This window comes from Streptomyces sp. NPDC048506 (genome assembly GCF_040651315.1).
GTDB lineage: Bacteria > Actinomycetota > Actinomycetes > Streptomycetales > Streptomycetaceae > Streptomyces.
Genome location: NZ_JBEZIX010000040.1, coordinates 67,666 through 91,418, shown reverse-complemented (window position 1 = coordinate 91,418; position 23,753 = coordinate 67,666). Strand labels below are relative to the sequence as shown.

Genomic DNA, 23,753 nt, shown 5'->3' with positions numbered 1-23,753 from the left:
GTGGACCGCCGCCCGGCCCCGGCCGGGCGGCGGATCCGCGGGATGGTCAGCGCCCCTTCCGCACCGCCCGCACGAACTCCCGGTTCATCTTGGTGATGCTGAACAGCGGGATGCCCTTGGGGCAGGCGGTGGCGCACTCGCCGGCGAGGGTGCAGCCGCCGAAGCCCTCCTCGTCCATCTGCGCCACCATGTCCAGCACCCGGCTCTCCCGCTCGGGCGCGCCCTGCGGGAGGACGTTGAGGTGGTTGACCTTGGCGGACGTGAACAGCATCGCGGCGCCGTTCGGGCAGGCCGCCACGCACGCGCCGCAGCCGATGCACTCGGCGTGCTCGAAGGCGAAGTCGGCGTCCGGCTTCGGCACCGGCGTGGCGTGCGCCTCGGGGGCGGCCCCGGTCGGGGCGGTGATGTAGCCGCCGGCCTGGATGATCCGGTCGAAGGCGCTGCGGTCGACGACCAGGTCCTTGACGACCGGGAAGGCCGCGGCGCGCCAGGGCTCGATGTCGATCGTGTCGCCGTCGGAGAACGACCGCATGTGGAGCTGGCAGGTGGTGGTCCGCTCCGGACCGTGCGCGTCGCCGTTGATGACCAGGCTGCACGCGCCGCAGATGCCCTCGCGGCAGTCGTGGTCGAAGGCGACCGGGTCGTCGCCGTCGAGGATGAGCTTCTCGTTGAGGGTGTCGAGCATCTCCAGGAAGGACATGTCGGGGGAGATGCCGTCCACCTCGTACGTGGACATGGCGCCGTCGGCATCGGCGTTCTTCTGCCGCCAGACGCGCAGGGTGAGCCTCATGCGTAGCTCCGCTGGGTGGGGTGGACGTACTCGAAGACCAGGTCTTCCTTGTGGAGGGCGGGAGCCTCGCCGGTGCCGGTGAACTCCCAGGCGGCCGCGTACGAGAACTCCTCGTCCCTGCGGGCGGCCTCGCCGTCCGGGGTCTGGGACTCCTCGCGGAAGTGGCCGCCGCAGGACTCGCTGCGGTGCAGCGCGTCGAGGCACATCAGCTCGGCGAGCTCCAGGTAGTCGACGATGCGGTTGGCCTTCTCCAGCGACTGGTTGAACTCTTCCCCGGTGCCCGGGACCTTGATGCGGTGCCAGAACTCCTCGCGGATCTGCGGGATCCGGTCGAGCGCCTTGCGCAGGCCCCCTTCGGTGCGCGCCATCCCGCAGAACTCCCACATCAGCTCGCCGAGTTCGCGGTGGAAGGAGTCCGGGGTGCGGTCGCCGTCGACCGCGAGGAGCAGGTTGAGCCGGTCCTCGGTCTCGGCCAGCACCTCCTGCACGACCGGGTGTTCACAGGTCACCTCGTCCTCGTGCGGGTGCCGCGCCAGGTAGTCGTTGATGGTCGAGGGGAGCACGAAGTAGCCGTCGGCCAGGCCCTGCATGAGGGCCGAGGCGCCCAGCCGGTTGGCGCCGTGGTCGGAGAAGTTCGCCTCGCCGATCGCGAACAGCCCGGGGACGGTGGTCTGGAGGTCGTAGTCGACCCACAGGCCGCCCATCGTGTAGTGCACGGCGGGGTAGATCCGCATCGGGACCCGGTAGGGGTCCTCGTCGGTGATCCGGGCGTACATGTCGAAGAGGTTGCCGTACTTGGCCTCGACGGCCTTGCGGCCCATCCGCGCGATGGCGTCCGCGAAGTCGAGGTAGACGCCCTGCCCGCCGGGGCCGACGCCGCGGCCCTCGTCGCAGACGTTCTTCGCGGCGCGGGAGGCGATGTCGCGGGGCACGAGGTTGCCGAAGGACGGGTAGATGCGCTCCAGGTAGTAGTCGCGCTCGTCCTCGGGGATCTGGTGCGGCGGCCGGGTGTCGCCCTTGGCCTTGGGCACCCAGATGCGGCCGTCGTTGCGCAGCGACTCGCTCATCAGCGTCAGCTTGGACTGGTGGTCGCCGGTGCGCGGGATGCAGGTGGGGTGGATCTGGGTGAAGCAGGGGTTGGCGAAGTAGGCGCCGCGCCGGTGCGCCCGCCACACGGCGGTGGCGTTGGAGTTCATGGCGTTGGTCGACAGGTAGAAGACGTTGCCGTAGCCGCCGGAGGCGAGGACGACGGCGTCCGCGAAGTAGCTGTCGATCCGGCCGGTGACCAGGTCACGGGCGACGATGCCACGGGCCCGGCCGTCGATCACGATCAGGTCGAGCATCTCGGTCCGGGCGTGCAACTCGACGTTGCCCGCGGCTGTCTGCCGCGACAGCGCCTGGTAGGCGCCGAGCAGCAGCTGCTGGCCCGTCTGGCCGCGGGCGTAGAACGTGCGGGAGACCTGGACGCCGCCGAAGGAGCGGGTGTCGAGCAGACCGCCGTACTCGCGGGCGAACGGGACGCCCTGGGCGACGCACTGGTCGATGATCTCGACGGAGATCTGCGCGAGCCGGTGCACGTTCGACTCCCGGGCGCGGAAGTCGCCGCCCTTGACGGTGTCGTAGAAGAGGCGGTGGACCGAGTCGCCGTCGTTGCGGTAGTTCTTCGCGGCGTTGATGCCGCCCTGCGCGGCGATCGAGTGGGCCCGGCGCGGGGAGTCCTGGTAGCAGAACTGCACGACGTGGTAGCCCTGTTCGGCCAGCGTGGCGCCCGCCGAGCCGCCGGCGAGGCCGGTGCCGACGACGATGACGGTGTGCTTGCGGCGGTTGGCCGGGTTCACCAGCTTCGCCTCGAAGCGGCGGGTGTCCCAGCGCTCGGCGACCGGCCCGGCCGGCGCCTTGGTGTCGACGACCGGCTCCCCGGTCGTGTAGGCGGTGTAGGGGGGATGCTGGGCGTAGGGGGCCATGGTCAGCTCACCACTTCGGTCATGACGGCGACGGGTACGGAGACGAAGCCCACCGTCAGCACCAGGGCGAGGACGTTGGCGGTGGTCTTCAGGAGGCGGTCGCGGGTGCGGCTGCCGACGCCGAGGGTCTGCGCGGCGCTCCAGAAGCCGTGCCGGACGTGCAGGCCGAGCGCCAGCATCGCGACGATGTAGACGGCGTTGCCGTACCAGGTGGAGAAGGTGTCCACCACGTTCTGGTACGGGTGGCCGGGCTGGAAGCCGCCGGGGTGCGCGGTGCCGGTGGTCAGGTCGAGCAGGTGCCAGACGAGGAACAGGCCGAGGATGATCCCGCCCCAGCGCATGGTGCGGGTGGCGTAGCCGGCCCGGGCCTTCTTGTGCACGTACTTGTCGGGGCGCGCCGCGATGTCGCGGCGGCTGAGCTGGTACGCGGAGGTGGCGTGCGCGACGACCGCGGCGAGCAGAACGATCCGGACCAGCCAGAGCGTCCACTCCTTGTGCATGAACGGCTCGCCGACCACCCGCAGCCAGTGCGCGTAGTGGTTGAACTCGCCCGGCCCGAAGAAGATCTTCAGGTTGCCGATCATGTGGACGACCAAGTAGAGCAGCATGATCAGGCCGCTCACGGCCATCACCGTCTTCTTGCCGACGGACGAGTCCCAGAGCGCGCGCCCGCCCGTCGCCCGACCGTCACCCCTCATCGGGCGCTGCCGCGCGCCGCCCGTCTTCGACGGCCGCCGGTTCGTCCGTGTGTCCAGTGCCATGGTCCCGACGGTATGGACACCCGGACCCATCAGTCCAAGACATGGTCCGGCTCATCTCCATAGGCTTGGCCTATCGATGCCCTACATTCCCCGTATGCAGTTGCAGCAGCTCCGCTACTTCACCGCCGTGGCCGAAACCCGCCACTTCACCCGCGCCGCCGAGCGCGAGCACGTCGCCCAGCCCTCGCTCTCCCAGCAGATCCGGGCGCTGGAGCGGGAGTTGGGCGCCGAACTGTTCCACCGCGCCCGCGGCCACATCACCCTCACCGACGCCGGCGAGACCCTGCTGCCGCTCGCCCGGCGGATCCTCGCCGACGCCGAGACCGCCCGCCGCGAGGTCCAGGAGGTCGCCCAGCTGCGCCGCGGCCGGCTCCGGCTGGGCGCCCCGCCCAGCCTCTGCGCCAGCCTCGTCCCCGACGTGCTGAGCGCCTTCCACGCGACCTATCCCGGCGTCGACCTGATCATCACCGAGGACGGCTCCCAGGACCTGGTCCGGGCCCTCGCCGACGGCGCACTGGACCTGGCGCTGATCATCACCCCGCTCCCGGGCCAGGCCCCCGCGCTCGCCACCTCCGAGCTGCTGCGCGAGGAGCTGGTCGTGGTCTCCGCCCCGGACCGGCCCGCCCCGGTGGCCGGTCGCCGCACCCGCATCCGCGTCGAGGACCTCCGCGGCCGCCCGCTCGCCATGTTCCGCCGCGGCTACGACCTGAGGGAGTTCACCACCGCCGCGTGCCGGGCGGCCGGCTTCGAGCCCACCTTCACCGTCGAGGGCGGCGAGATGGACGCGGTCCTCGGCTTCGTCCGGGCCGGGCTGGGCGTCGCCGTCGTCCCCAGCATGGTCGCCGAGCGCTCCGGCCTGCGCGTCACCCGCTTCGCGACCCCGGGCATGCACCGGGTGGTCTCCGTCGCCCACCGCGGCGACGTCTCCCCGCCGCGCGCCGCCCGCGAGCTGGAGCGGATCCTCCTGGAGCACCTGGGCCTGGGGGCGTCATGACGGACCTGGGGGGACGCCCGTGCCGCGTCCGTACCGTGCCGGGCGCGCGCCGCTCCGTGGCGGGTGATCCGGGCCGGTCGTAGGCTGGCCGCATGTCGACCCATGCGAAGCGTGAACGGCTGCTGCTCGCCGACCTGTTGGAGAACGCCGGCCCCGAGGCGCCGACCCTGTGTGAGAACTGGACCGCGCGGGAGCTGGCCGCGCACGTGGTGGTGCGCGAGCGACGCGCCGACGCGGCCGGCGGAATCCTCGTCAAGCCGCTCGCGGCACGGCTGGAGCGGGTGCAGGCGGAGTTCGCGGCCAAGCCGTACGAGGAGCTGATCCAGCTGATCAGGACCGGCCCGCCGCGGATGTCGCCGTTCGCGCTGAAGCAGATCGACGAGGCCTCCAACACCGTCGAGTTCTACGTCCACGCCGAGGACGTCCGCCGGGCGCAGCCGGACTGGACCCCGCGGGAGCTGGACCCCGTCTTCGCGGACGCCCTGTGGTCCAGGATCGAGCGGATGGCCCGGGTGCTGGGCCGGAAGTCGCCGGTGGGCCTCGTACTGCGGCGGCCGGACGGGCGGACCGCGGTGGCGCGCCGCGGCACCCCGGTCGTCACGGTCGTCGGGGAGCCGGGAGAGCTGACCATGTTCGCCTTCGGCCGCCAGGAGGTCGCCGACGTGGAGCTGGACGGCGACAAGGACGCGATCGCGCAGCTGCGGGCGGCGAAGCTGGGGGTGTGATCGAGCCGGGGCGTGACCATCCCGAGGAGACACCCCCTCCCGCGTCCCCTGCGCGCCTACGTCCGCAGCACCACCACCGCCAGCACCACGCCCACCACCACCGCCACCGCGAACACCGCCACCAGCACCCGCAGCGCCACCCGCGCCGCCCGGTCCGGGTCCGGCGGCGGTGGCGGCACGGGCGGCGGCTGCTGATGATGCATATACGCAGGATGCCGCACGGCACAATGGACCCATGACCAGCAGCCGCACCGCCGCCGACGCCGGCCCCACCGCCGCCCCGGCCTCGTCCCTGGATCCCGCCATCGCCGCCCGCCTCAAGCGGGGTGCCGACGGCCTGGTCCCGGCCATCGCCCAGCAGTACGACACCGGCGAGGTGCTGATGATGGGGTGGATGGACGACGAGGCGCTGCACCGGACCCTGACCACGGGGCGCTGCACGTACTGGAGCCGCAGCCGCCAGGAGTACTGGGTCAAGGGCGACACCTCCGGCCACGTCCAGTACGTGAAGTCGGTGGCGCTGGACTGCGACGCCGACACCGTGCTGGTCAAGGTCGATCAGGTCGGCGCCGCCTGCCACACCGGCGACCGGACGTGTTTCGATGCGGACGTACTGCCCACCGAGACGGGCCGGGACCAGTAGGCTCCGCTGCCATGACCACGGGAACCACCGGCACCGCGCATCCGGACCTCGACACCTTCCGCACCCTCGCCAAGGACCGGCGGGTCATCCCCGTCACCCGGCGCCTGCTCGCGGACGGCGACACGCCGGTCGGCCTCTACCGCAAGCTCGCCGCCGAGCGCCCCGGCACCTTCCTCCTGGAGTCCGCCGAGAACGGCCGGACGTGGTCGCGCTACTCCTTCATCGGCGTCCGCAGCGCCGGCACCCTCACCACCCGCGACGGCCGGGCGCACTGGCTCGGCACCCCGCCGGTCGGCGTGCCCACCGACGGCGACCCGCTCGCCGTGCTGCGCGCCACCATCGAGACCCTGCACACCCCGCGGGACCTCATCGAGGGCTCCGGGCTGCCGCCGTTCACCGGCGGCATGGTCGGCTACCTCGGCTACGACATCGTGCGCCGCCTGGAGAAGATCGGCGAGCAGACCACCGACGACCTTCAGCTGCCCGAGCTGACCATGCTGCTCACCTCCGACCTCGCGGTCCTCGACCACTGGAACGGAACGGTTCTGCTGATCGCCAACGCGATCAACCACAACGACCTCGACACCGGCGTCGACGAGGCGTACGCGGACGCGGTGGCCCGCCTGGACACCATGGCCGACGACCTCGCCCGGCCGGCGCCCGCCAGCGCCGCGGCGCTCCCGCCGTCCGAGGTCCCCCCGTTCACCGTCGAGTGGGGCGGCCCCGCCTACCAGGAGGCCGTCGAGGACGTCAAGGAGCGCATCCGGGCCGGCGAGGCCTTCCAGGTCGTGCCCTCGCAGCGCTTCGAAACCCCCTGCACGGCAAGCGCGTTGGACGTCTACCGGGTGCTGCGGGCCACCAACCCCAGCCCGTACATGTACCTCTTCCGCTTCGAGGGCGACGACGGCCGGCCGGCGTTCGACGTCGTCGGCTCCAGCCCCGAGGCACTGGTGAAGGTCGAGGGCGGCCGGGCCATGGTGCACCCCATCGCCGGCACCCGCCCGCGCGGCGCGACGGTCCAGGAGGACCAGGCGCTGGCGGACGAGCTGATGGCCGACCCCAAGGAGCGCGCCGAACACCTGATGCTGGTCGACCTGGGCCGCAACGACCTGGGCCGGGTCTGTGAGCCGGGCAGCGTCGAGGTCGTCGACTTCATGTCCATCGAGCGCTACAGCCATGTGATGCACATCGTCTCCACGGTCACCGGCACGGTGGCCGAGGGCCGCACCGCCTTCGACGTGCTGACCGCCTGCTTCCCCGCCGGCACCCTCTCCGGCGCCCCCAAGCCGCGCGCCATGCAGATCATCGAGGAGCTGGAGCCGACCCGGCGCGGCCTGTACGGCGGCTGTGTGGGCTACCTCGACTTCGCCGGGGACTCCGACACCGCCATCGCGATCCGCACCGCGCTGCTGCGGGAGGGCACCGCCTACGTCCAGGCCGGCGCCGGTGTGGTCGCCGACTCCGACCCGGTGGGCGAGGACACCGAGTGCCGCAACAAGGCGGCCGCGGTGCTGCGCGCCGTGAACACCGCCAACCACCTGGGCAAGTAGCCGGTCCGCGGCCCGCGGCACGGTCCGGCGCCGGTCGTCGCCACCCCGCGCGCCGGGCCCCGCGGACCGGTGCGCGATAGTGGTACGCGTGAGTGCCGCACCCCAGACCCGTACCGACGCCGAGTCCCCGGACGCCCCCGCGCCCGCGCCGGACCGGTCCGCCCAGGGCGCGCGCCGCGGCGCGACCAGGAGCCTCGCGCTCGCCCTGTTGACCGGCGCGGCCGGCGCCGGCCTGGCGCTGCTGGCGTCCGGCCGCACCTGGGCCCAGGGGGCCGCGGTGCTGGCCCAGGGCGAGCTGCCGCGCACCGTGACCGGTGCCGACGTCACCGGTGTGCCCGGCGCGCTGGCCGTCGTCGGCCTGGCCGCGCTGGTCGCCGTGTTCGCGGTGCGCCGGGCCGGCCGGACCGCGGTCGCCTCGCTGCTCACGCTCAGCGGCGCGGGCATCGTCGTCGCCGCGGTGCTGGGCAACGCCGACACCTCGGCGCTGCGCGAGAAGGCGGCCACCGCGGTCGGACTGACCGGCGCCGATGTGCATCACGTCACGCACACCGGCTGGCCCTGGGTGGCCGCGGCCGGCGGTGTGCTGCTGCTGATCGCCGGACTGCTGGCGCTGTTCCGCGGACGCCACTGGCCTGCGATGTCGGGCCGTTACGAGCGCACGCCCGGCCGGGCCCGCGGCCCGCGGCGCGCCCCCGCCGCCCCGGACCTGGACCGTCCGGAGGAGATCTGGAAGTCGCTGGACCGCGGCGAGGACCCCACCCGGTAAAGGGGGACCGTCCGGCATCGGTGACAATGGACGGCGAGGATCACCGCGGCCGGACCCCGGCGCGAGAGAGCAACGAGGAGCAGTCAATGTCGAGCAGTGGCCACGGACACACCCCCGCCGCCTGGACCGGCGTCATCATCTCGTTCATCGGCTTCTGTGTCGCCGGAGCCTTCATCGTGCTGGGGAACGTGCCCGGCTTCTGGGCCGGCATCGTGCTGATCGGTCTCGGTGCCCTCGCGGGTGGTCTGATGCGCGCGGCAGGCCTGGGCCAGGAGCCCAAGCGCTCGGCGAAGCCGGCCGCGCAGCCGCAGCCGCAGGAGGGCTGAGCCCGCTCCCGTGGCGCCGCCTCCCGGCGCCACCGTTGCCGCACCTTCCGAAGGCGCCGCTTCCACCGCCCGTACGGCGGCCCAGAAGCTGCGCCTTCGTGCGTAGTGGCGCAGACTCGCCACGTGACCGAACCCATGGCGCACGGCCGGCCCGAGGCCCGCCTCGCCGGCGGCCTGCACCGTCGTCTCGCGGCCCCGCTGGGCGCCCTCGCGGCGGCCGGCGCCGCCTTCGCCGTGGTCGGCGCGGTGGACCCCAACGAGCCGGGTCACTACCCGGTCTGCCCGCTGCGGCACCTCACCGGCCTGGCCTGCCCGGCCTGCGGCGGCCTGCGCGGTGCGCACGCCCTCGCCCACGGCGACCTCCTCGCCGCTCTCGGCGCCAATGCGCTCGCGGTCGCCGGCTACGCCGCCTGCGCGGTCCTCTGGGCGCGCTGGCTCGCCCGCGCCGCCCGTGGGCGCCCCACGGCGGGCCCGCGGCCGCGCCCCGTCCACTGGTGGGCGCTGGGTGGGCTGCTGCTGGTCTTCACGGTCGTCCGCAACCTGCCGTTAGGCAGCGCGCTCGCTCCGTGACCGCACCGGGCGGGTCCTCGTACGCCGGGTGACCCACAGATGTCCAGGTCGTGGGACCGCGGTCAACCGGATGCGAAACCTCCACCCCATGGCGGATACCATCGACAGAGCCGGCCGGGACAGCGCGTCCCACAGGCACTGACCACCTCGACCGCTCAAGAAGGAGGCCACTCGCGTGAGTGTGCTCGACGAGATCATCGACGGGGTCCGCGCCGACCTCGCGGAGCGGCAGGCGCGCGTCTCCCTCGACGAGCTCAAGGAGCGGGCCCAGAAGGCGCGCCCCGCGATGGACGGTGTCGCGGCACTCAAGGGCGAGAGCGTCACGGTGATCTGCGAGGTGAAGCGCTCCAGCCCGTCCAAGGGCGCGCTCGCCGCGATCGCCGACCCGGCAGGCCTGGCCGCCGACTACGAGGCGGGCGGCGCCGCGGTCATCTCCGTCCTCACCGAGCAGCGCCGGTTCGGCGGTTCGCTGGCCGACCTGGAGGCGGTCCGCGCCCGGGTCGACATCCCCGTGCTGCGCAAGGACTTCATCGTCACCGCCTACCAGCTGTGGGAGGCCCGGGCCTACGGCGCCGACCTCGCCCTGCTGATCGTCTCCGCGCTGGAGCAGGAGGCCCTGGTCTCGCTGATCGAGCGGGCCGAGTCGATCGGGCTGACGCCGCTGGTCGAGGTGCACGACGAGGAAGAGGTGGCCCGCGCGGTGGACGCCGGCGCCCGGATCATCGGCGTCAACGCCCGCGACCTCAAGACCCTGGAGGTCGACCGCGGCAACTTCGCCCGGGTCGCCCCCGAGATCCCCGACCACATCGTCAAGATCGCCGAGTCCGGTATCCGCGGACCGCACGACCTGATCGCCTACGCCAACGACGGCGCGGACGCGGTGCTGGTCGGCGAGTCGCTGGTCACCGGCAAGGACCCCAGGACCGCGGTCGCCGACCTGGTCGCCGCGGGCTCCCACCCGGCGATCCGGCACGGCCGGTCCTGACGGAACGACGAGTCGGACACCCCACCATGACCGCCAGCGCCAGTCGCCTCCGTCGCCCCGGACCGGGCCCGTGCCCCGGACCGGCGACGGTGCTCGCCGCGGCCGCCGGGGACGGCCGGCACGCGGCGCTGGGGCGTGGCTGCCGGCCGCGTGGCTGCCGCGCGCCCGCGCGACGGGTCCGCGGACGGCGGGTCCGCTACCACATCGGCTCGGAGCCGGGACAGATCAACGGGCGCCGATGGCGCACCGCTTCCGCTGTCGCACGCTGAACAGGTACCGAGCGTCTCCGGCCCCTTGGCACGCACCGTGCCCCCAGGGCCTGGTGGACGGAGCTCGATCGAACGAGGACCGAGCGTCTCCGGCTCCGTCGCACCCGCCTGGCCGCCCACGGCCTGGTCGGTGGTGCCCGGCCGGACGGAGACCGCGTCCTCGGTACCGGTGTGCGCGGCAGTCGTTCCGTAAAGCGTGATGTCCGGAATCCGAGACGAGCGGGGCGAGCGCCCCGATCGAGGAGTGCGTCAGATGTCCTCCGATTTCTTCCTTCCCGACCCCGAGGGGCGGGTGCCCAGCCCCGAGGGCTATTTCGGTGCCTTCGGCGGCAAGTTCATCCCCGAAGCGCTGGTCGCCGCAGTTGACGAGGTCGCCGCGGAATACGAGAAGGCCAAGGCGGACCCCGCGTTCGCGGCCGAGCTCGACGACCTGATGGTCAACTACACCGGGCGCCCCAGCGCGCTCACCGAGGTGCCGCGGTTCGCCGAACACGCCGGCGGGGCCCGGGTGTTCCTCAAGCGCGAGGACCTCAACCACACCGGCTCGCACAAGATCAACAACGTGCTGGGCCAGGCGCTGCTCACCAAGCGGATGGGCAAGACCCGGGTCATCGCGGAGACCGGCGCCGGCCAGCACGGCGTCGCCACCGCCACCGCCTGCGCCCTCTTCGGCCTCGAGTGCACCGTCTACATGGGCGAGATCGACACCAAGCGCCAGGCCCTCAACGTCGCCCGGATGCGGATGCTCGGCGCCGAGGTCATCGCCGTGACGTCCGGCAGCCGCACGCTCAAGGACGCCATCAACGAGGCCTTCCGCGACTGGGTCGCCAACGTCGACCGCACCCACTACCTCTTCGGCACGGTCGCCGGCCCGCACCCCTTTCCCGCCCTGGTCCGCGACTTCCACCGGGTCATCGGCGTCGAGGCCCGCCGCCAGATCCTTCAGCGCGCCGGCCGCCTCCCGGACGCCGCCCTCGCCTGCGTCGGCGGCGGCTCCAACGCCATCGGCCTCTTCCACGCCTTCCTGGGCGACGAGTCCGTCCGGCTGATCGGCTGCGAACCCGGCGGCCACGGCGTCGAGACCGGCGAGCACGCCGCCACCCTCACCGAGGGCACCCCGGGCATCCTGCACGGCTCGCGGTCGTACGTCCTCCAGGACGAGGACGGCCAGATCACCGAGCCGTACTCGATCTCGGCCGGCCTGGACTACCCCGGCATCGGCCCCGAGCACGCCTACCTCAAGGACATCGGCCGGGCCGAGTACCGCGCGGTCACCGACGACGCGGCGATGCAGGCGCTGCGGCTGCTGTCGCGCACCGAAGGCATCATCCCGGCGATCGAGAGCGCCCACGCGCTGGCCGGCGCCCTGGAGGTCGGCCGCGAACTGGGCCCCGAGGGCCTGCTGCTGATCAACCTCTCCGGGCGCGGCGACAAGGACATGGACACCGCCGCCCGCTACTTCGGGCTGTACGACGGCCCATCCGCAGACAACACAGACCACACAGCCGACCGGGCAGAGCAGGGGGAGAAGTGATGGCGGGCAACATCGAGCTGCTGAACTCCGTGCTGGCCCAGGCCCGCGCGGAGAACCGCGCCGCACTCGTCGGCTACCTCCCGGCCGGCTTCCCGACCGTGGACGGCGGCGTCCGGGCCATGACCGAGATGCTGGACGGCGGCTGCGACATCGTCGAGGTCGGTCTGCCGCACAGCGACCCGGTCCTGGACGGCCCGGTCATCCAGACCGCCGACGACATCGCCCTGCGCGGCGGCGTGAAGATCGTCGACGTGATCCGGACGGTCCGCGAGGTGCACGCCGCCACCGGCGCGCCGGTGCTGTGCATGACGTACTGGAATCCGGTCGACCGCTACGGCGTCGAGCGGTTCGCCGCCGACCTGGCCGAGGCCGGCGGCGCCGGCTGCATCCTGCCGGACCTCCCCGTCGAGGAGTCCGAGGTGTGGCGCAAGGCCGCCGAGCAGCACGGTCTGGCCACCGTCTTCGTGGTCGCGCCGAGCAGCCGGGACGACCGCCTCGCCAAGATCACCGCGGCCGGCAGCGGCTTCGTCTACGCCGCCTCCCTGATGGGCGTCACCGGCACCCGGGAGTCGGTCGGACGCGAGGCCCAGGAGCTGGTGGTGCGCACCCGGGCCACCACCGATCTGCCGGTCTGCGTGGGCCTGGGCGTCTCCACCCCCGAACAGGCCGCGGAGGTGGCCCAGTTCGCCGACGGGGTGATCGTCGGCTCGGCGTTCGTCAAGCGGCTGCTGGCGGCGGACGGCGACCTGGAGGCCGGACTGACCGCGCTCCGGACCCTGGCCGGCGAGCTGGCCGAGGGCGTACGCAACCGCTCGTAGCCCGCGGGTCCTCGCTGCGAGCGACCCCCCGGGCAAGCCGGTGCACGCGTCCACGGCGGCCGCGTGCACCGTCCCTCGATAGGGCGAACATCGGTGCGGAGGGGTGCGCAGCCACCCCTCCGCTTCGTTGTCCAGGGGCGTGAGCCAGAAGAATCATGAGGGCAAGAGAAGCGCCCGCGAGCGGCTACAGGCCCAGCGGGAGATCGAGAAGGCGCGCTCCCGGCGCCGTCGCCAGGCGGTCGTCGCCGGGTCGGTGCTGGCGGCGCTGGCCGCCGCCGGCGGCATCGCCGTCTGGGCGGCCTCGTCCAACGGCGGCCAGACCAGCTCCGACAACGAGACCGCACGTCCAAGACAGGCCGGCGGGGGCGACAGACCCTTCGTCTCCGTGGGCGCCCCCGACGCCCCGTCCACCCTCACGGTGTGGGAGGACTTCCGCTGCCCCGCCTGCCAGCAGTTCGAGACGGGCTTCCGCCCGGTGATCCATGAGCTGGAGGACTCCGGCCAGCTCAAGAACGAGTACCACCTCGTCACGATCATCGACGGCAACACCGGGGGCCAGGGGTCGCTGAACGCCGCCAACGCCGCGCTGTGCGCCCAGGACGCCGGACGGTTCCGCGAGTACCACGACGTCCTCTACTCCAACCAGCCGCCCGAGCCGGAGGACAAGTTCGCCGACAAGCAGCACCTCCTCAAGCTGGCCGGCAAGGTCAAGGGGCTGGTGACCCCCGCCTTCACCACATGCGTCAACGACGGCACTTACAACGCCTTCGTGCGGAAGTCCAACGACGCCTTCGCCCACTCCGGATACGGCGGTACCCCGACCGTCCTGCTCAACGGCAAGGACCTCACCAAGGAGAAGGGCGGCCAGTTCAGCCCCACGGACCTCAAGAAGGCGGTGCTGGACGCCAACAAGGGCAAGCAGCCGGGGAGCGTCCCGCCCGGCCGGGGCGCCGACGCCTCGTCCGGGCCGAGCGCCTCCCCCAAGGGGGGCTCCGCGCACAAGGCCCACGCGTCGAAGAGCCGCCACGCGTCGTCCTAGCAGCCCGGCCCCGGTGGGCGCTGCGGGTGGCGAACACGCAGCGTCATGACCCGGTTCCGGGGTCGTTACGCAGCCGTTGCCGGGCGGGTTGTCCCCGAGCCCGTCCGGCGCGGTAGCGTCGACTCTGCCATGGACCTCGCATTCATTCCCAGCCCGTCGGTCGGCGTCGTACACCTCGGCCCGATCCCGCTGCGTGGCTACGCGTTCTGCATCATCATCGGCGTCTTCGTCGGCGTCTGGCTCGGCAACAAACGCTGGATCCAGCGCGGCGGCCGCTCCGGCACCGTCGCGGACATCGCCGTATGGGCCGTGCCCTTCGGTCTGGTCGGCGGCCGGCTCTACCACGTCATCACGACGTACGAGCCGTACTTCGGCGAGAACGGTCACCCACTCGACGCCTTCAAGGTGTGGGAGGGCGGCCTCGGCATCTGGGGCGCGGTCGCGCTCGGCGCGGTGGGCGCCTGGATCGGCTGCCGCCGCCGGGGCATCCCGATGCCGGCCTACGCCGACGCCCTGGCGCCCGGCCTGGCCCTCGGGCAGGCGATCGGCCGCTGGGGCAACTGGTTCAACCAGGAGCTGTACGGCAAGCCGACCGACCTGCCGTGGGCGCTGAAGATCAGCTCCGACCCGGCCATCGGCCGCGTCGGCGGCACCTACCACCCGACCTTCCTCTACGAGTGCCTGTGGTGCATCGGCGTCGCGGCGCTGGTGATCTGGGCCGACAAGCGCTTCCGGCTCGGCCACGGACGGGCCTTCGCGCTGTACGTCGCCGCCTACTGCGCGGGCCGAGCCTGGATCGAGTACATGCGGGTCGACGAGGCGCACCACATCCTGGGCCTGCGGCTGAACGTCTGGACCGCGCTGATCGTCTTCGTCCTGGCCATCGTCTACCTGGTGGTCTCCGCCAAGGTGGCACCGGGCCGGGAAGAGGTCGTGGAGCCCGGGGCGCTGGAGGAGCGCGCGGCGCAGGAGCGCGCGGCCCGGGACGGGGCCGAGGCGGAGGGCGCCGGCGACGGCAAGGTCTCCATGGAGAAGGCGGCGGACGGGACGGCGGAGAAGCCGGACGCCAAGCCCGAGGAGGCGGCCGACGCTGCCGTGGCCGCGGAGCCGGCCGCCGACGCGACCGCATCCGCGACCGCGGACGACGCCGACTCGGGCGACGCCAAGCCGGCCGGCAGCGGCAGCAACAAGAAGTCCTGAGGCGGGTAACGCCCCGGACGGCGCCGGGCGGGTGCGAGGGAGACCTCGGACCCGCCCGGCGCCGCTGTGTCCGGGGGGCGTACCTCAGCGGCGGCACCGCTCGGCCAGCGCCAGCACCCGTCGGGCCCCGGCCACCACCGCCGCGTCCACGAACCGCCCGTCCGGCAGCGTCTGTGCCCCGCCCCGCGCCGCGGCTGCCGACACCACCTGCTCCGCGGCCGCCACCTCCTCCGGCGAGGGCAGATGGGCCGCCTCGATGACCGGGAGCTGGCGGGGGTGGATCGCCATCCGCCCCAGGAACCCCAGCGCCCGGCCCCGCGCACAGGAACGGGCCAGCCCGTCCAGATCGCGGACGTCCGGATAGACCGACTGCGGGGGCGGGGCCAGGCCGGCCGCGCGGGCCGCGACCACCGTCCGGCTGCGCGGCCAGGCCAGCCCGGCATCGTCCCGTACCCCCAGTTCCGCGCGGAGATCGGCCTCGCCGAGCGCGATACCGCGCAGCGCCGGGTGTGCGGTCGCGATGGCGAAGGCGTGCTCGATGCCGAGCGCGGACTCCAACAGGGCGTACAGGGCCGGGGCGGCGGGCAGGGCACCGGCGGCGGGGGTGAGGGGGGCGGTGCCGCGGCCCGCCAGGGCGGCCCGCCCGGGGCGGACGGTACGAGCCGTCCGGGTGGCGCGGGCCGCGCGCCCGGTGCCCAGTCGTCCGGCCAGTGCGGGCTCCGGCCCCGGCTCCGCCGTGGTCGTCGCCCAGCCCGCCGCCCGGTGGACGTCGGCCGGTCCCTGCACCTTCGGCAGCCGCAGCCCGGCCAGACCCGGCAGCCCGGCGAGGGTGCGGATCTCGTTCTCGGCGAGCGGCCCGTCCAGCGCATTGACCCGGACGTGCACCGGCGCGGGGCCGGGGGCCGGGTCGCCGAGCAGCTCGGCGGTGGCCCGCAGCGCATGCTCCTTGCGGTCCGGGGCGACCGCGTCCTCCAGGTCGATCACCACCACATCGGCCCCGCAGCCGAGCGCCCCGGCCACCACCTCCGGACGGTCACCGGGCACATAGAGCCAGGTCAGCGGCGTACGGATGAGGCTCTCCCGGGGCGCCCGGACGGTCACAGCGCGCCCGCACCGCGCAGCCCGGCGACGGCGGCGTCGTCCAGCCCGAGCCCGGCCAGCACCTCGTCGGTGTTCGCGCCGTGTCGGCGGCCCGCCCACCGGATGCCGCCCGGTGTCTCCGAGAGCCGGAACAGCACGTTCTGCATCCGCAGGGTGCCCAGTTCGTCGTCCGGGACCTCGGTGAGGGTCCCCAGCGCCTGGTACTGCGGATCGGCCAGTACATCGCGGATGTCGTAGACCGGGGCGACGGCCGCCTCGGCCTTCTCGAAGGCGGACAGCACCTCGGCCCGGTCGTGCCGGGCGATCCAGCCGCCGACCGCCTCGTCCAGCTCGTCGGCGTGCGCGGCCCGACCGGTGCCGGTCCGGAACCAGGGCTCGTCGATCACCTCCGGCCGGCCGACCAGCCGCATCACCCGCTCGGCGACGGACTCGGCCGAGGCGGAGACCACCACCCAGGAGCCGTCGGCGGTGCGGTAGGCGTTGCGCGGCGCGACGTTCGCGGAGCGGTTGCCGGTCCGCGGCTGGACGTGGCCGAGCTGGTCGTACCAGAGCGGGTGCGGGCCGAGGACGGTCAGCATCGGTTCGATCAGCGCCAGGTCGACGACCTGGCCGCGGCCGGTGGCGTCCCGCCCGCGCAGCGCGGTCAGCACCGCGTACGAGGCGGTCAGCGCGGCGACGGCATCGGCGAGGCCGAACGGCGGCAGGGTCGGCGGCCCGTCCGGCTCCCCGGTGATCGCCGCGAAACCGCTCATCGCCTCGGCGAGCGTGCCGAACCCGGGGCGCCGGGCGTACGGCCCGAACTGCCCGAAGCCGGTGACCCGGGCCAGTACCAGCCGCGGGTTGACGGCGGACAGCTCCTCCCAGCCCAGGCCCCACTTCTCCAGGGTCCCGGGCCGGAAGTTCTCGATGACCACATCGGCCCCGGCGGCGAGCCGCAGCAGGACGTCGCGGCCGCCCGGATGGGACAGGTCCAGCGTCATGGTCCTCTTGTTGCGGCCGAGCAGCTTCCACCACAGTCCGATACCGTCCTTGGCCGGCCCGTGGCCGCGTGCCGGGTCGGGCCGCAGCGGATGCTCGACCTTGATCACCTCGGCGCCGAAGTCCCCGAGGAGGGTCGCGGCGAGCGGCCCGGCGAAGAGCGTGGCGAGGTCGAGCACCCGCAGCCCGGCCAGCGGGCCGGGGGAGGGGGCGGGCTCCGGGCCGGAGTGCGCCGCCGCGGTGCTCGTGGACGGCCGGGACGGGGACGGCCCGGACGGGGACGGGTCGGTCATGGCGCGGATGCCTCCGGTCGGTCGGCGTTACGGATGTCGGGGGTACGGGCGTCGGGGGTGGGGACGCCGGTGGTACGGGCGTCGGTGGTGCGGAGGCCGGGGGTACCGGCGTCGGGGGTGCGGACGACGAGCGCGGCGGTCCGCCGTGCCAGGGCGTCGAAGCCGATGCCGTCCAGCCCGCCGACGCCGGTGGCGAGCCGGTTGCCGAGCGGCGCCGTCCAGCGGTCGGGCAGCGCCGCGGGCGATCCGGCGAGCAGCCCGGTCAGCGAACCGGCCGTCGCGCCGTTGGAGTCGGTGTCCCAACCGCCGGACACCACACGGCAGATGGAGCCGGAGAAGTCGCCGTCGGCGTGGGTGAGCGCGGCGGCCAGCAGCGCGGCGTTGGGCACCGCGTGCACCCAGTGGTGGTGCCGGTATGCGGTGTGCAGCCGGTCGACGACGGTCGCGAAGCCCTCCGGCGTACCGGTCGGCTCGTCCCGTGCCGCGGTGATGCCCAGCCGGACCGCCCGGGCGAGCCGGGACCACGGGGGGACCACGGCGAGTCCGGCACGCAGCGCGCCGTGCACATCGGCGTTGCCGCCCGCCGCCTCGGCGAGCGCGGCGGCGGTGAACATCGCGGCGTACACCCCGTTCGCGGTGTGGCTGAGGGTGGCGTCCCGCCAGGCCGCCGCCGCGGCGGCGGCCGGATCCCCGGGCCGGGTCCAGCCGAAGACATCGGCCCGGATCTGCGCGCCGATCCACTCCCGGAACGGGTTGCGGTACCGCGCGGTGTGCGGCGGCTCGATGCCGTCGAGGAGGTTGCGGTACGCAACGCGCTCGGCGGTGAAGGCACGGCCGGCCGGCAGCTCGTCCAGCCACAGCCGGGCGACGTCGGACGTGACGAAGCCGTGGCCGTGCCGTTCGAGCAACAGCAGCCCCAGCAACGGGTAGTTGAGGTCGTCGTCCTCGGGCATCCCGTCGAGGTGCTCGACGAGTGAGGTGGCCCGGCTGCGGCGGTTCCACGGGTACCGCGCGGCGAGCGTCGGATCGAGTCCGGCCGCGGTGAAGTACGAGTGCAGCGGCCAGTTGCCGGTCGAGCGGGCGAGCGCCCGGATCCCGTGCAACGGCAGCTTCTCGACCGGCTTGCCGAGCAGACAGCCGGCCGCCCGCCCGAGCCAGGCGGCCTCCAGCCGTGCGGTCAGCACCCGGTCGTCGACCACGCTCCTCCCGACGGTCAACTCCCCTTGTTCGCAGGAAGCTTGAATGTCCGTCAAGTCATTCGGCTCATCGGCCGCCAGCGGGCTGGGCAGCGCGGCGAGCTCGTCGAGCAGGGCCAGCGCCAGGGGGCGCAGGGCCGGGTCCGCGGGTCCGGGGGAGGCCCCGGCCCGGTCCGGTGCCGGCGCGCCGCCCGCCGCCCGCCACCGGCGCGCGACCCCGGCGGCGTCCCGGCCGTCCTCCGCCGCCTGCCGCAGCTCGTGTCCGAGCAGGTCCTCGGGCTGTACCCAGGTCACTCGGAACGGCGCTCCGCCCGCCGGGGGCGCGAGCCGGGCGGCGGCCGCCGCCGTGGTGGTCACCGTGCGCCCGCCTCCGTCATCGCGGGGATGGCCGAGATCGCGGTGAAGGCCTGCTCGTGGGTGCGGGCCCGGGCCCGGTCGCGGGTGAAGACCTCCCGGGCGACGGTGGCCAGGGCGGCCCCGGGCGCCTGGAGGTCGAGCCGGCTGGCGCGGGCGACCTCGCTGCTCCACTCCGTCGGCACCGCCGAGGCGCCCCGCAGCGCCCCGGCCAGCGCGCCGCTCATCGTGGCGATCGAGTCGCAGTCCCGGCCGTAGTTGACCGAGCCGAGGACGGTGGCCCGGAAGTCGCCGCGGCCGACCAGCAACATGCCCAGGGCGATGGGGAGTTCCTCGATGGAGTGCAGCCGGGAGGGGCGGCGGGCACCGAGTGAGGGGTTGCGGTAGTCCGGGCCGACGGTGTCGAACGGGGCGACCGCCGCCCGCAGCGGCGCCAGTGCGGACTCGTAGTCGCGGAGCGACGAAGCGGCCTCGCAGACCGCCTCGATCGCGGCACGGGTGCCGTCCTTCGCCAGCCGCAGGGCCTGGACGACGACCGAGGACGGGGTGGCCTCGGGGGCGAACGCGGCGGCCACCGCCGCGGCGAACACCCCGGCCGCCTCCCGCCCGTAGGAGGACTGGTGGGCGCCGGAGACGTCCAGCGCCTCGGCGTAGGCCCGGTCCGGGTTGCCGGCGTTGACGATGCCGACCGGGGCCATGTACATCGCCGCACCGCAGTTGACGATGTTGCCGACGCCCGCCTCGCGCGGATCGGCGTGCCCGTAGTGCAGCCGCGCCACGATCCACTTCTCGGCGAGGAAGATCCGCTGCAACGGCAGCGCCTCGGCCTCCAGCTCCGGGATCCAGCGCGGGGTGCCGATCAGGTCCGGTACGAGGTGGTCGGCGACGTCGTAGGCGTCGAGGTGGTCGCGTACCGACTCGTAGACCCGGACCAGCGCATGGGTCATCAGGGTGTCGTCGGTGACGTGGCCGTTGCCCTTGTGGTACGGGGCGAGCGGGCGGGCGGTGCGCCAGTCGTCGTGGAACGGGCCGACGATGCCGGTGACCCGGCCGCCGTGCCGTCTGACGATCTCCTCGGGCGAGCGGCCCTCGACCGGCCCGCCGAGCGCATCGCCGACGGCCGCGCCGACCAGCGTGCCGATCGCCCGGTCCTCCAGGGACGGGGACGGGGGTGCCTCCGGGCGCGACGGGGGTGCCCCCGGCCGAACGGCGTGCGGACCCGTGGGCCGCCGGAGGCCCTCGGGGGAGGGCGCCGTGCGGGTGCCGGGCGCCGTGGACGGGACCGGCCGGACCTGGGCGCCCCGGCCGTCGGGGACGCCCGGGGCGCCCGGCGGGGTCTCGCTGGTGTACGTCATCGGGAGAGGAGTCCTTCCGCGGTGGGGGAGGGGGGCGAGGCCGGGGCGGCCTCCGGGACGGCTTCGGGCCGGACTTCCGGTGCGGTCAGCTCCGTACCGGCGAGCAGTCCGGCCAGCTCGACCAGGTCGGTGCCGGCCAGCCGGGGCAGTGCGCAGCCGGAGAGCACCCGGCAGGCGTCACGCCAGGTGCGGGGCAGCGCGGCGGCGCCGGCGAGCGCGCCGGTCAGCGCCCCGGCGAGAGCGGGCGCGGAGTCGGCGACCCGGGAGAGGCAGGCCGCGGCCGGTACCGCCTCGTCGACCCGCCCGTCCGTGGCCAGGGTGAGCGCCAGCGCGACCGGCACGGTCTCGGCGGCGGCGATGCCGTAGCTGTAGACGTGGTCGACGATCTCGTGCTCCAGCACCGGGACCAGGGCGAACGCGCCGCCCGGCCGGCCGGTCCGGTCCGCGGTGTGGGCCTCGGCCAGCCGCACCGCGTGCAGCGCGTTGCGGCGGATCTCGGTGCCCTCGGGGAGGTGGCCGAGCGCGGTCTCCACGCAGTCGCCGGCCGGCCGACCGGCGAGCGCGACGGCCACCGCGGCGGCCATCGCCCGGGCGCCGTGCACCCCGTCGCCGTCCTGGGTGTAGCGCGCGTCGTACTCGGCCAGGTCGGCCGCCGCGGCCGGCTCGCCCGGGTGCACCACGGCCAGCACGACGGCCCGTACACAGGCCGCGTCGTCGAAGAAGTGCGGGTTGTCGTGGCCGGTGGCGGGCGGGCGCAGCCCGGCGGCGAGGTTGCCGAGCCCGGCCCGCACGGAGATCCGGGCACGCAGCGGCAGGACCGCGGACTCCACCTCGGGGGCCCGGTCGGCGGCCGCGGCGACCTCGTTGGCCAGCGCGTTCCAGGCGAGGTCGAGGGCGGCCCGCATCCGGCGGCCCCGGCCGAGGTCGCTGAGCCGGGCGCCGGCGGCGGTGAGTACGGACCCGGCGGTGAAGGCCGCCCACTCGGCGTCGTCGGACGGGCCGAGCAACAGGGGTTCCGGCGGCTGGTTGAGGGCGATCGGCACGGGGAGCGTGGTGGTGGCGTTCTGCTCGGCGAAGGTGTCCAGCTCGCGGGTGAGCCGCCGGGTCCACTCCGGCATCCGCGCCGCCCGGTGCCGCGCCGCCGGCCATCCGGCGGCGTCGCCCGCGGCCAGCCCGAGCAGCAGCCCCTCGATGCGGGCGCGGGCACCGTCCGCCGGACCGCCCGGGCCGTCCGCGGCCGGGGCGGCGGCGTCCCGCGGGGTTCGCCGGCCGCTCATCCGGCCGCCGTCCCGGCCGCCGTCCCGCCCGTCGGGGCGGCCATCGCCTCGGGTCCGTCCGCCGCCCCGTCCGGCGCCAGCAGGTCGGCGACGTCCAGGACGTGGTAGCCGGCCATCGACGGCAGACAGCTGCCGCGGGCCGGGCCGATGGCGCGGGCCCAGGCCTCGGGGATCGCGGCGGCGCCGCAGAGCGCCCCGGCCAGCGCGCCGGCCACCGCCGCCGTGGTGTCGGCGTCGCGGCCCATGTTCACCGCGGTCAGCACCGCGCCGGAGAAGTCGCCGCGGGCCGCCGCGAACGCCCCGAAGGCCAGCCCGACCGCCTCCGGCGCCAGATCGGTCCAGGGGTAGCCGCCGACCACGACGGCGGAGCGCACCGCGCGCTCGGTGCCGAGCTGGGTGATGCCCGGATCGTGCCGCGAGCGCTGGGCGGCGCCGACCGCGCGGCGCAGCGAGCGGGCGGTCCAGGAGTCCTCCGGCACGACGGAGAGCGCGGCGGCGATCACCGCGTCGGTGACGGGGGTCCCCCCTGGACCGATAGGGGCGCCGCCGGTCATGGGGGTGCCCCCGGGCAGGGGTCCTTGGGGGAGGGCCACCATGGCGGCGGCGACCCCGGCGGCCACCGCCTGCCCGCCGTAGATCCCCTCGCCGTCATGGCTGACCGTGCCGTCGATGGCGACCAGCCGGGCGGCCTCGGCGGGCCGTCCGGCGGCGAACACCCCGAACGGCGCGGCGCGCATCGCCAGCCCGTCGCTCCAGGCGTGCCGGTGCTGGGCGGAGATCGGGGCGGCCAGGCCGCGACGGAGGTTCTCCAGGGTGCCGCGCTCGCTGAAGCCGGCGCCGCGGAACGGCCCTTCGTCGCGGTCGGCGATCCACTGGTGCCAGGCGGCCTCGACATGGGCGACGGTCAGCGCCGAGCCGTGCGCGGCCAGCAGTAGCCCGGAGAAGAGGGCGTACTCGGTGTCGTCGGTGCCGGCCGGATCGTCCTCGACGTAACCCTCGATCCGGCCCCAGCGGCGCCGGATCTGAGAGGGCTTCATGTTCTCCGCGGGCGCGCCCAGCGCATCCCCGACGGCCAGCCCGAGCAGCGCACCACGGGCCCGGTCGCGCAGGGCGGTGGGGCGCTCCGGCTGCGGGGGCGGCGGCTGCGGGTGGCTCATGGTGGTATCCGTGCCACGCGGCGGCCCGGGTCTGCGGTCCGGGGCGGCAGGGTCACCCGGTCGATGCGCCCGGACGGCACCGCGGAGGCGGCCCGACACCCCCTGTGACCGGGATCTCAGACCCGACTTCAGGGAAAAGCCGCAGGTCAGCGGGGTAAGTTCGGCCTTCCTTGCTAGCGGAGGTGGGGCATCCGCGCATAACTTCGAGGCGTTGGAGGGGGAAGTGCCGCCATCGGCCCACACCTCGCTGAAGGGAGCAGGTCCCGATATGTCCGTCATGGAGATCATGGACGCCGCGGCGCCGACGCATGCCGCCCACCGCGACAACCACACCCACCGCGATGTGAACGGCGGCTGGCTGCGCCCCGCCGTCTTCGGCGCGATGGACGGACTGGTCTCGAACCTCGCTCTGATGACGGGTGTCGCCGGCGGGGCGCTGTCGCAGCAGACGATCATCATCACCGGCCTCGCGGGGCTCGCCGCGGGCGCCTTCTCGATGGCCGCCGGGGAGTACACCTCGGTCGCCTCGCAGCGCGAGCTGGTCCAGGCCGAGCTGGACATCGAGCGCGCCGAGCTGCGTACGCACCCCAAGGACGAGCAGGAGGAGCTGGCCGCCCTCTATGTGTCGCGCGGGGTGGAGCCGGAGCTCGCCCGCAAGGTCGCCGAGCAGCTCTCCCGGGACCCCGAACAGGCCCTGGAGATCCACGCCCGCGAGGAACTGGGCATCGACCCGTCCGACCTGCCTTCTCCCGCCGTTGCCGCGGTCTCTTCCTTCGGATCATTCGCCCTGGGCGCTCTTCTCCCTGTCCTTCCCTACCTGTTGGGGGCTTCGGCGATCTGGCCCGCGGTGCTGCTGGCGCTCGTCGGACTCTTCGCTTGCGGTGCTGTCGTGGCGCGGGTGACGGCGCGTTCCTGGTGGTTCAGCGGACTGCGGCAACTCGCCCTCGGCGGCGCGGCGGCGGGTGTGACCTACGCCCTGGGAGCGCTCTTCGGGACCGTCGTAGGGTGACGAGTCATACGGGTGACTGCATAATGACCGCGTTACCCAGCGGTTTCGTTTTGTAGACGACCGGGCATAAGGCCCAGGAGTCGCGGGCAATGTCGCTCG

24 protein-coding genes are annotated in these 23,753 nt (G+C 74.2%); 14 read left to right on the top strand and 10 right to left on the bottom strand.

Features of this window, described 5'->3' with window-relative positions:
- Window positions 1-46 precede the first annotated feature (46 nt).
- The 3 genes from AB0C96_RS29040 to AB0C96_RS29030 are packed head-to-tail and all read right to left on the bottom strand — an operon-like array spanning window position 47 to window position 3,452.
- On the bottom strand, window positions 47-790 hold the full coding sequence (locus tag AB0C96_RS29040) for a succinate dehydrogenase/fumarate reductase iron-sulfur subunit (RefSeq protein WP_362921309.1): 744 nt from the start codon (window positions 788-790) through the stop codon (window positions 47-49).
- Complete coding sequence (locus AB0C96_RS29035) at window positions 787-2,754, bottom strand: fumarate reductase/succinate dehydrogenase flavoprotein subunit (protein ID WP_362921308.1); 1,968 nt, start codon at window positions 2,752-2,754, stop codon at window positions 787-789. The genes AB0C96_RS29040 and AB0C96_RS29035 overlap by 4 nt, the downstream gene beginning before the upstream one ends.
- A 2-nt stretch (window positions 2,755-2,756) precedes the next feature.
- Window positions 2,757-3,452 (bottom strand): succinate dehydrogenase, encoded by a 696-nt coding sequence (locus AB0C96_RS29030; protein WP_362921338.1) that lies wholly within the window; start codon window positions 3,450-3,452, stop codon window positions 2,757-2,759.
- A 157-nt stretch (window positions 3,453-3,609) separates the two neighbouring features.
- Here AB0C96_RS29030 and AB0C96_RS29025 point away from each other — a divergent pair, with 157 nt between their 5' ends.
- Window positions 3,610-4,509 (top strand): LysR substrate-binding domain-containing protein, encoded by a 900-nt coding sequence (locus tag AB0C96_RS29025; RefSeq protein WP_362921336.1) that lies wholly within the window; start codon window positions 3,610-3,612, stop codon window positions 4,507-4,509.
- 92 nt (window positions 4,510-4,601) lie between these two features.
- On the top strand, window positions 4,602-5,234 hold the full coding sequence (locus tag AB0C96_RS29020) for a TIGR03085 family metal-binding protein (RefSeq protein ID WP_362921306.1): 633 nt from the start codon (window positions 4,602-4,604) through the stop codon (window positions 5,232-5,234).
- 56 nt (window positions 5,235-5,290) lie between these two features.
- Here AB0C96_RS29020 and AB0C96_RS29015 read toward each other — a convergent pair whose 3' ends face one another.
- The gene (locus AB0C96_RS29015; RefSeq protein WP_362921304.1) at window positions 5,291-5,437 is read right to left on the bottom strand and encodes a hypothetical protein; all 147 of its coding nucleotides are present in this window, start codon (window positions 5,435-5,437) and stop codon (window positions 5,291-5,293) included.
- Window positions 5,438-5,469: 32 nt separating this feature from the next.
- On the opposite strand from AB0C96_RS29015, the gene hisI reads away from it, so the two are divergent.
- The 11 genes from hisI to lgt all read left to right on the top strand — a co-directional run bounded on the left by hisI (window position 5,470) and on the right by lgt (window position 14,934).
- Window positions 5,470-5,877 carry a phosphoribosyl-AMP cyclohydrolase gene (gene hisI / locus AB0C96_RS29010; protein ID WP_362921302.1) on the top strand — a complete coding sequence of 136 codons (408 nt, stop codon included), beginning with the start codon at window positions 5,470-5,472 and terminating at the stop codon, window positions 5,875-5,877.
- Between the two features lie 11 nt (window positions 5,878-5,888).
- Complete coding sequence (locus tag AB0C96_RS29005) at window positions 5,889-7,427, top strand: anthranilate synthase component I (protein WP_362921301.1); 1,539 nt, start codon at window positions 5,889-5,891, stop codon at window positions 7,425-7,427.
- Between the two features lie 88 nt (window positions 7,428-7,515).
- On the top strand, window positions 7,516-8,193 hold the full coding sequence (locus AB0C96_RS29000; RefSeq protein ID WP_362921299.1) for a TIGR02234 family membrane protein: 678 nt from the start codon (window positions 7,516-7,518) through the stop codon (window positions 8,191-8,193).
- 86 nt (window positions 8,194-8,279) lie between these two features.
- Window positions 8,280-8,519, top strand: coding sequence for an HGxxPAAW family protein (locus AB0C96_RS28995; protein ID WP_362921297.1), 240 nt, complete (start codon window positions 8,280-8,282; stop codon window positions 8,517-8,519).
- A gap of 135 nt (window positions 8,520-8,654) precedes the next feature.
- On the top strand, window positions 8,655-9,089 hold the full coding sequence (locus AB0C96_RS28990) for a DUF2752 domain-containing protein (protein WP_362921334.1): 435 nt from the start codon (window positions 8,655-8,657) through the stop codon (window positions 9,087-9,089).
- A gap of 175 nt (window positions 9,090-9,264) precedes the next feature.
- Window positions 9,265-10,074: an indole-3-glycerol phosphate synthase TrpC gene (gene trpC, locus AB0C96_RS28985; RefSeq protein ID WP_362921295.1), complete on the top strand. Its 810-nt coding sequence runs from the start codon at window positions 9,265-9,267 to the stop codon at window positions 10,072-10,074.
- A 26-nt stretch (window positions 10,075-10,100) separates the two neighbouring features.
- Window positions 10,101-10,343, top strand: coding sequence for a tryptophan synthase subunit(beta) (locus tag AB0C96_RS28980; RefSeq protein ID WP_362921293.1), 243 nt, complete (start codon window positions 10,101-10,103; stop codon window positions 10,341-10,343).
- A 253-nt stretch (window positions 10,344-10,596) separates the two neighbouring features.
- Window positions 10,597-11,877, top strand: coding sequence for a tryptophan synthase subunit beta (gene trpB / locus AB0C96_RS28975; RefSeq protein ID WP_362921291.1), 1,281 nt, complete (start codon window positions 10,597-10,599; stop codon window positions 11,875-11,877).
- A complete protein-coding gene (gene trpA, locus AB0C96_RS28970; protein WP_362921289.1) occupies window positions 11,877-12,695 on the top strand; it encodes a tryptophan synthase subunit alpha in 819 nt (272 codons plus the stop codon). The genes trpB and trpA overlap by 1 nt, the downstream gene beginning before the upstream one ends.
- A gap of 139 nt (window positions 12,696-12,834) precedes the next feature.
- Complete coding sequence (locus AB0C96_RS28965) at window positions 12,835-13,734, top strand: thioredoxin domain-containing protein (protein ID WP_362921288.1); 900 nt, start codon at window positions 12,835-12,837, stop codon at window positions 13,732-13,734.
- A gap of 129 nt (window positions 13,735-13,863) precedes the next feature.
- Window positions 13,864-14,934 carry a prolipoprotein diacylglyceryl transferase gene (gene lgt / locus AB0C96_RS28960; protein WP_362921287.1) on the top strand — a complete coding sequence of 357 codons (1,071 nt, stop codon included), beginning with the start codon at window positions 13,864-13,866 and terminating at the stop codon, window positions 14,932-14,934.
- An 84-nt stretch (window positions 14,935-15,018) separates the two neighbouring features.
- On the opposite strand, the gene AB0C96_RS28955 is transcribed toward lgt, so the two are convergent.
- From AB0C96_RS28955 to AB0C96_RS28930, 6 genes are read right to left on the bottom strand one after another with little or no spacing between them, the layout of a single operon-like run.
- A complete protein-coding gene (locus tag AB0C96_RS28955) occupies window positions 15,019-16,035 on the bottom strand; it encodes a CoA ester lyase (RefSeq protein WP_362921285.1) in 1,017 nt (338 codons plus the stop codon).
- A complete protein-coding gene (locus AB0C96_RS28950; RefSeq protein ID WP_362921283.1) occupies window positions 16,032-17,306 on the bottom strand; it encodes a CoA transferase in 1,275 nt (424 codons plus the stop codon). Before AB0C96_RS28950 ends, AB0C96_RS28955 begins: the two co-directional genes overlap by 4 nt.
- Window positions 17,303-18,859, bottom strand: coding sequence for an ADP-ribosylglycohydrolase family protein (locus AB0C96_RS28945; protein ID WP_362921282.1), 1,557 nt, complete (start codon window positions 18,857-18,859; stop codon window positions 17,303-17,305). The genes AB0C96_RS28950 and AB0C96_RS28945 overlap by 4 nt, the downstream gene beginning before the upstream one ends.
- Entirely contained in the window at window positions 18,856-20,211 is a 1,356-nt protein-coding gene (locus AB0C96_RS28940; RefSeq protein WP_362921280.1) for an ADP-ribosylglycohydrolase family protein, read from the bottom strand. The genes AB0C96_RS28945 and AB0C96_RS28940 overlap by 4 nt, the downstream gene beginning before the upstream one ends.
- Entirely contained in the window at window positions 20,208-21,488 is a 1,281-nt protein-coding gene (locus AB0C96_RS28935; RefSeq protein ID WP_362921278.1) for an ADP-ribosylglycohydrolase family protein, read from the bottom strand. Before AB0C96_RS28935 ends, AB0C96_RS28940 begins: the two co-directional genes overlap by 4 nt.
- The gene (locus AB0C96_RS28930) at window positions 21,485-22,645 is read right to left on the bottom strand and encodes an ADP-ribosylglycohydrolase family protein (RefSeq protein WP_362921276.1); all 1,161 of its coding nucleotides are present in this window, start codon (window positions 22,643-22,645) and stop codon (window positions 21,485-21,487) included. The genes AB0C96_RS28935 and AB0C96_RS28930 overlap by 4 nt, the downstream gene beginning before the upstream one ends.
- A 277-nt stretch (window positions 22,646-22,922) precedes the next feature.
- Here AB0C96_RS28930 and AB0C96_RS28925 point away from each other — a divergent pair, with 277 nt between their 5' ends.
- Entirely contained in the window at window positions 22,923-23,654 is a 732-nt protein-coding gene (locus tag AB0C96_RS28925) for a VIT1/CCC1 transporter family protein (protein ID WP_362921332.1), read from the top strand.
- Window positions 23,655-23,753: the final 99 nt, after the last annotated feature.

Coding starts and splice junctions, on each gene's coding strand:
- AB0C96_RS29015 (WP_362921304.1), bottom strand. CDS start 5,437: ATGCATCATCAGCAGCCGCCGCCCGTGCCGCCACCGCCGCCGGACCCG.
- AB0C96_RS28990 (WP_362921334.1), top strand. CDS start 8,655: ATGGCGCACGGCCGGCCCGAGGCCCGCCTCGCCGGCGGCCTGCACCGT.
- lgt (WP_362921287.1), top strand. CDS start 13,864: ATGGACCTCGCATTCATTCCCAGCCCGTCGGTCGGCGTCGTACACCTC.
- AB0C96_RS28925 (WP_362921332.1), top strand. CDS start 22,923: ATGGAGATCATGGACGCCGCGGCGCCGACGCATGCCGCCCACCGCGAC.
- trpA (WP_362921289.1), top strand. CDS start 11,877: ATGGCGGGCAACATCGAGCTGCTGAACTCCGTGCTGGCCCAGGCCCGC.
- AB0C96_RS28940 (WP_362921280.1), bottom strand. CDS start 20,211: ATGACGTACACCAGCGAGACCCCGCCGGGCGCCCCGGGCGTCCCCGAC.
- AB0C96_RS29030 (WP_362921338.1), bottom strand. CDS start 3,452: ATGAGGGGTGACGGTCGGGCGACGGGCGGGCGCGCGCTCTGGGACTCG.
- AB0C96_RS29035 (WP_362921308.1), bottom strand. CDS start 2,754: ATGGCCCCCTACGCCCAGCATCCCCCCTACACCGCCTACACGACCGGG.
- AB0C96_RS28950 (WP_362921283.1), bottom strand. CDS start 17,306: ATGACCGACCCGTCCCCGTCCGGGCCGTCCCCGTCCCGGCCGTCCACG.
- AB0C96_RS28930 (WP_362921276.1), bottom strand. CDS start 22,645: ATGAGCCACCCGCAGCCGCCGCCCCCGCAGCCGGAGCGCCCCACCGCC.
- AB0C96_RS28980 (WP_362921293.1), top strand. CDS start 10,101: ATGACCGCCAGCGCCAGTCGCCTCCGTCGCCCCGGACCGGGCCCGTGC.
- AB0C96_RS29040 (WP_362921309.1), bottom strand. CDS start 790: ATGAGGCTCACCCTGCGCGTCTGGCGGCAGAAGAACGCCGATGCCGAC.
- AB0C96_RS28935 (WP_362921278.1), bottom strand. CDS start 21,488: ATGAGCGGCCGGCGAACCCCGCGGGACGCCGCCGCCCCGGCCGCGGAC.
- AB0C96_RS29025 (WP_362921336.1), top strand. CDS start 3,610: ATGCAGTTGCAGCAGCTCCGCTACTTCACCGCCGTGGCCGAAACCCGC.
- trpB (WP_362921291.1), top strand. CDS start 10,597: ATGTCCTCCGATTTCTTCCTTCCCGACCCCGAGGGGCGGGTGCCCAGC.
- AB0C96_RS29005 (WP_362921301.1), top strand. CDS start 5,889: ATGACCACGGGAACCACCGGCACCGCGCATCCGGACCTCGACACCTTC.
- AB0C96_RS29020 (WP_362921306.1), top strand. CDS start 4,602: ATGTCGACCCATGCGAAGCGTGAACGGCTGCTGCTCGCCGACCTGTTG.
- AB0C96_RS28995 (WP_362921297.1), top strand. CDS start 8,280: ATGTCGAGCAGTGGCCACGGACACACCCCCGCCGCCTGGACCGGCGTC.
- hisI (WP_362921302.1), top strand. CDS start 5,470: ATGACCAGCAGCCGCACCGCCGCCGACGCCGGCCCCACCGCCGCCCCG.